6 protein-coding genes are annotated in these 5810 nt (G+C 44.1%); all 6 read right to left on the bottom strand.

Annotation, left to right across the window (positions count from 1 at the left end):
- Positions 1 to 86: 86 nt before the first annotated feature.
- Positions 87 to 2489, bottom strand: coding sequence for a histidine kinase dimerization/phospho-acceptor domain-containing protein (locus tag Q0081_RS08665; protein WP_298351523.1), 2403 nt, complete (start codon positions 2487 to 2489; stop codon positions 87 to 89).
- Positions 2428 to 2700: a hypothetical protein gene (locus tag Q0081_RS08660; RefSeq protein ID WP_298351520.1), complete on the bottom strand. Its 273-nt coding sequence runs from the start codon at positions 2698 to 2700 to the stop codon at positions 2428 to 2430. The genes Q0081_RS08665 and Q0081_RS08660 overlap by 62 nt, the downstream gene beginning before the upstream one ends.
- Positions 2693 to 2902, bottom strand: coding sequence for a hypothetical protein (locus Q0081_RS08655; RefSeq protein ID WP_298351517.1), 210 nt, complete (start codon positions 2900 to 2902; stop codon positions 2693 to 2695). Before Q0081_RS08655 ends, Q0081_RS08660 begins: the two co-directional genes overlap by 8 nt.
- 92 nt (positions 2903 to 2994) lie before the next feature.
- Complete coding sequence (locus Q0081_RS08650) at positions 2995 to 3219, bottom strand: DUF6814 family protein (protein WP_298351515.1); 225 nt, start codon at positions 3217 to 3219, stop codon at positions 2995 to 2997.
- A 95-nt stretch (positions 3220 to 3314) separates the two neighbouring features.
- On the bottom strand, positions 3315 to 4913 hold the full coding sequence (locus Q0081_RS08645; RefSeq protein ID WP_298351512.1) for an MFS transporter: 1599 nt from the start codon (positions 4911 to 4913) through the stop codon (positions 3315 to 3317).
- A 92-nt stretch (positions 4914 to 5005) separates the two neighbouring features.
- On the bottom strand, positions 5006 to 5611 hold the full coding sequence (locus Q0081_RS08640; RefSeq protein WP_298351509.1) for a hypothetical protein: 606 nt from the start codon (positions 5609 to 5611) through the stop codon (positions 5006 to 5008).
- Between the last annotated feature and the right edge of the window lie 199 nt (positions 5612 to 5810).

Here is a 5810-nt window from a genome sequence, read left to right as displayed (position 1 = left end):
GGTTCGGGCAGAGCAGAAAAAGGCGTGGACATGATTGTGGCCTATCGGCAAAAAAATAAACCCATTGCATGGTCAGAAAAAGGTAGTTATGCCTTATCAACTTTGAGGGCAGAGGCTCTGAACTTAGCAAAAGCAGCATCAAGAACACTAAATATTATAGCAACAAATTTATCAAAGATAAGTTCGTGAAACAAAGGGTCTATTCCGCTGCCGTTATCCATGATTTGAACTTTGATAGCGGGGTATTCCAAGCGAACTTTTATTCGAATAATTCCGATTTCGGGGTAACAAAACTTAATGGAATTGGAAATAAGATTGATAAAAACCTGCACCAATCGGTCATAGTCGCCTTCAATGTCGGGTAAACCAGGTTCTATATTTCGCTGAATTTGTACTGATTTTTCATTCGCCAACTGTTCTAACGAATTGAGTGATTCTTCCACCACCTCTTCCAAACGAAGTAATGTGATAGTTAAGGAATATCTTCCCGATTCAAAACGTTCTAAATCAAGTACTTCGTTGACAAGCCGGGTAAGGCGGTCGGTTTCTTTGATGACAGTGGTTAAGAAATGATCCCGTTGTTCTTCTTCCAAATCGGGGTTGGTTTGCAAAATTTCCGATAGCACGCGAATGGACGTAAGCGGCGTGCGGATTTCGTGCGTAACGGTCGACAGAAAATCGTCTTTTTGCTGATCGGCTATTTTCAATAACTCATTGGCTTGCTGGAGCTTGGTGGTTGTTTGCTCCAGTTCCAGTGATTTGCGCGTCAGTTCCTGATTCACAAGACGCAGTTCTTGGGAGGTCTTCAATATATCAATCACTTCATTGACAGTAATACGTTCCTCTTTCGCTACCGACGAAACCACGATACGGGCAGAGGCGGCTCCAATCGCTCCGCTGAGCATTTTTTCGGTGTAATTAACCAACTGAGGCGCTGCATAACGCGTTTTCAGGCTAAGTTGATTTCGACGTGCATACAGATTAAGGGCGCGCTCTGAACTGGCCTGTCCAAAAAACTTACTTAGCAACGAGGTTAAATCGCTCACTAGCGCCTTGCCGCGCCACGCTACGGAGCTTTCGTAGGAAGTATCATATTTGAAAATATCTACAAACAAAGCCGCTTGGTTGTGTTCTGAAGCACTCTGCTTGAAATTTAATGAGCCCCAGATGTAAAAAGAAATGTTAAACAAAAGCGACCAAAAAACACCGTGAGAGAGGTTGTCCATACTTTCTAAACCAAACAGTGCTTCGGGACGCAGCCATTGAATATGGGCCGGGCCATATAGCAAAAAATCGGTGGAAATAAAGCCGTTGGAAACCATAGATGGGATAATTAAGGTGTAAAGCCACACCAATCCTCCTGTCAAAATACCGCCCATCACTCCCACTAATGAAGCCCGTTTCCAAAATATGCCGCCAATGGCAGCGGGGGTCAATTGCGTAACCGCCGCAAAGGAGACCATTCCCACAGAAACCAATGAATATTTGTCACTGACGTTTCGGTAGTAAACATACGCCAACAAAATAATAACCGCGATAAACAGCCGCCTTGCCGTAATGACAAAATCGCCGATGGATTGGCCCAAGCGCTCCTGCCAACCCGGGCGACTTACCAGAAGCGGCATCAGAAGGTTGTTGCTGAACATCACGGTGAGGGCAGTACACTCCACTATAATCATACTCGTAGCTGCTGAAAACCCACCCAAATAGGTCAAAAAAGCCAGCCCCTGCTGTTTAAAATGCAATGGAATGGCCAATAAGTAATTATCAGCCTTTACGTTCATATTGGCAAACAACAGTTTTCCACCCAACGCAATAGGCACAACGAAAATGTTAATAATCAGTAAGTAAAGCGGAAACAACCACTGTGCTTTTCGCAAATGATTCTCATTAACGTTCTCAACGACGGTGACCTGAAATTGACGGGGCAAGAACAAAATAGCAATGGCTGCCAACAAGCAGTGCCAAAACCAACTTCCCGTTTGAGCCTCGGACAATACAAATACTTTGCGAAGTTCAGGAACGGCCGAAGCCCTTGCCACAATGTCGCCAAATCCGTTGAAAATGCCGAAGGTTACGAAAACGCCGATGGCCGAAAAAGCAAAGAGTTTAACCAATGATTCAAAAGCAATGGCGGCTACCAGTCCTTCGTGACGCTCGTTGGCTTCGAGTTTTCGAGTTCCGAACAAAATGGCAAAAACAATCAATGCCAAGGCAATGTAAAACGATTGGTCTTCCCAAAAGGATGATTTGACGGCAGTGGCCTCACCCGATAAAATCAGGAAGCTGCTCGTGATGGCCTTTAATTGGATGGAGATATAGGGAATAATACCCAACAGACAAAGTACCGTAACGATTACGCCCAAAGCTCGGTTTTTTCCGTAACGAGCCGAAATAAAATCGGCAATGTTGGTAATGCGCTGAACTTTACAAATGCGAATGATTTTCCGAAAAACGATCCACCAAAGCGGTACTACCAGTTGGTCCAATGTAAACGGACAGGAAATCTACGCCTGTTTCGGCTGCCTGGCCCACGCTTCCATAAAATGTCCAGGCTGTACAATACACGGCCAACGACAAAGCGTACACGTAGGGGTTATTGACGAGACTGCGTTTGATGAAAGAGCGGCGCTCTGCCCAGTTGGCTATTACAAACAGCAAATAGGACAACGACAGACATATAATCCAAACGCTACTCATTTTCTACGTCATTGTTGGTGCGGCGAACTACCCAAGCCGTCGCCAGAATGATGAACAGCCATGCTCCAAATAAATACAGGTAAAATACAGGAATCCCCCCCACAAAAGCCGAAATATTGAAAATAGAAAGAATAGGTGTATTGAAAAGGAGTATTGCTGCTCCGCATAATACAATCAATGTGGCCTTTCGGGTAGAATTCATGGGGGTAAATGGAGAAATATCTTGGGAAACGGAATAAAATGGTTGCCGAAAAACTATGTTTCGACAACCATTCTTACCACTAAACCCTAAACCTAACTTTCACTGTCGTACTCTCCTTTGAGTGAGTAAATACCGAAGGTAGCCAAACTTCCTACAATCAACGGACAAAGGATAAATGTATAAATACCGGCGGGAATCAAATCTTCCGGTTTGCCGGTTGCAAACTTTGGAATAGCCTGTTCAACCACTAAATAATACCCTGCTACGGCGCCTGCCACTAGCCAAACAATGCCTGCGAATCTTTTTATAGCGTTCATTTTGTTTTCGAATTTTGTGTCTTAAAAATGGATTTGTTCTGAGATAACCGTCTGTCGGTTTTGAACCGACAGACGGTTGCCTTTCCAATTGCTGATTAGTCGTCTGTCTTACGATCTTTGCCGTTGATGTACAACAACCCAATCACGAAACAGATACCCGCAATCACGATTGGATACCAAAGTCCTTCGAGATAAGGGGCGGCATTGGGCAGGGCAGTGCCTGCTTCTTTTGCTGCATCGTTGGCTTTGCCCGCAGAAGCTACCAAGGCAGTGGCAATCGTCGGTAACAATCCACCAAATACGCCGTTTCCGATGTGATAAGGCAATGACATAGAGGTGTAACGAATGCGCGTAGGGAACATTTCAACCAAGAAGGCAGCGATTGGACCGTACACCATCGTTACAAAAATTACCTGAATGAATACCAACCAAATCAAAGACCATTTGTCGCTGCTGTTGATAGTCACAGTTTTCTTGATTTCGGGTTTTACCGGCTCAGCGGAGGCGTCTGCCAAAACTTTAGCGATGTTCTTCTCTTCGTATTTCGTTCCGTCCACAAATTCCTTTTTAGTTATCGTGGTTATGACCGAATCTTTGGTTTCTACGCCATCTTTTTTATCCAAAGCGCGAGTGATGTCCACGGTTGTTTTTTCAACTATCTCGGTTTTGTTTTTGATATTGGTGGTTTGGTACATTTTTTCATAAATCGTACGATACGAAAGAATGGCAATTAACATCCCGCCTAACATAATGCCCTTACGGCCAATTTTATCAGACAACCAACCAAACAAAACGAAGAAAGGCGTACCCAACATCAAGGCGTAAGTCATCAACTCATTGGATTGCTGAAGGTCAATGGTCATTACTTTTTGCAGGAAGCTCAAAGCATAAAACTGACCTGTGTACCACACTACTCCCTGTCCCATGGTAGCTCCTAACAAGGCCAAAAGGACGAATTTGAAGTTGTAACGATTACCAAATGACTCTTTAAGTGGGTTAGTTGACGTTTTTCCTTCTGCTTTGGCTTTGGCAAACAACGGCGACTCGTGCATATTTTTACGAATCAACACCGATACGTACACCATCAGGATAGAGACCAAAAACGGTACGCGCCAGCCCCATTCCGCAAAATCTTCTTTCGACATGCTGTTTTGAGTTACCTGAATCACAATAAGTGATACAAACAAACCTGCCGTAGCTGTAATTTGAATCCACGAAGTCCAGAATCCGCGTTTGTCAGCCGGAGAGTGCTCTGCCACGTAGGTAGCTGCACCACCGTACTCACCGCCCAACGCTAATCCTTGGAGCAAGCGCAGTAAAAGAACTAAGGCCGGTGCTAAAAATCCGATGGTTTCGTAACTTGGAATAAGTCCAATCATGAAGGTGGCTCCGCCCATTAAGAGTAACGTAACCATGAAGGTATATTTACGACCAATCAAATCACCCAGCCGGCCAAAGAAAATAGCCCCGAAGGGTCTTACTACAAAACCGGCTGCAAACGTAGCCAAAGTGGAAAGGAAGGCAGCGGTTGGATTTCCTGCGGGGAAAAACTTGGTGGCAATAATGGTGGCTAAACTTCCGAAAATATAGAAGTCATACCACTCGATCATGGTCCCAACCGAGGAAGCTGCAATGATAGCCGCCAGACTTTGCTTTTTCTGTGTTTTTCCGGCGATTGATGCTGTTTCTGACATTAGTATAGTTGTTAGTAAGGGTTAAAAAATAGTTTATGTATTGAGGGTTGGGAATTGAACCTGAAAGAATTCAGGTTTCAATTCCTACTTTTTTAGAATGAAAACTGGGTTAACAAAAGGAAGCGAACGTTTGAAGTTTTGCCTATCGTACCGGTTACTCTGCCATTGTTGCCCAATGTACCCCAGCCCGCGCTTGTGTATTCAACTTCGGGTGTGATTTTGAATTTTCCGGCAAGGAAATCAATGCGTGGCGAAATACGGAATAAATTATCTATACCGCGTCCCGAAATACCTATACCTCTTCCGTAAGCGGCAATCGCACCGGCATCAGCACCTGCATTTTTAGTATAACCTACAAATATCGCAGGTACTACGGTTTTACTGTTTGACATCCATTCAAACCAAACTGAATTTGTTTTGGTGGCTTTGTAGGTTTCCGTACTGGCCGTTCCGTAAGCTAAATAGCCTCCCAACATCACTTGGTCTGTCATATTTTGGCCCAATAAGCCTTCTGCTTTGAAGGTTACTTTTTTGCCAACCAACTTCAAATAAGCCATTAATGATACACCCGAAACTTTTTCGTTTACTTTCTTCAAAGCGGTGTTTGTTCCGATGGAAAGCCGTGGGCGAAGTGTCTTGTAATCAACTGCTACCCCTGCTACCACGTTGGCTGTTTTAAGTTGCAATTGAGCGTGCAATCCCGGTATAACACCGTTGCGTTGAAAATCAGAGGCTGTTTCAGGTATAATGTACCCCGATTTTAGGACAGAGCTTATACCAATATGTTCGCCAATTTTAAATGTGAATAGCCTCCAATCGGGCGAGATTTACGAATTGAGGGCTACTTAAAAAATCATCAGGGTCTGTTTTATTGTAATTAAAAAAGGTTTGAGCGTG

This window comes from Runella sp. (assembly GCF_027484545.1).
In the GTDB taxonomy this organism is placed as follows: domain Bacteria; phylum Bacteroidota; class Bacteroidia; order Cytophagales; family Spirosomataceae; genus Runella.
Note: the sequence above shows the minus strand (reverse complement) of the source record. Positions and strands in the feature narration are given on the sequence as shown.

Excerpts from the sequence above, each read along its gene's own strand:
- Q0081_RS08660 (WP_298351520.1), bottom strand. The coding sequence starts at position 2,700 with ATGAGTAGCGTTTGGATTATATGTCTGTCGTTGTCCTATTTGCTGTTT.
- Q0081_RS08655 (WP_298351517.1), bottom strand. The coding sequence starts at position 2,902 with ATGAATTCTACCCGAAAGGCCACATTGATTGTATTATGCGGAGCAGCA.
- Q0081_RS08650 (WP_298351515.1), bottom strand. The coding sequence starts at position 3,219 with ATGAACGCTATAAAAAGATTCGCAGGCATTGTTTGGCTAGTGGCAGGC.
- Q0081_RS08645 (WP_298351512.1), bottom strand. The coding sequence starts at position 4,913 with ATGTCAGAAACAGCATCAATCGCCGGAAAAACACAGAAAAAGCAAAGT.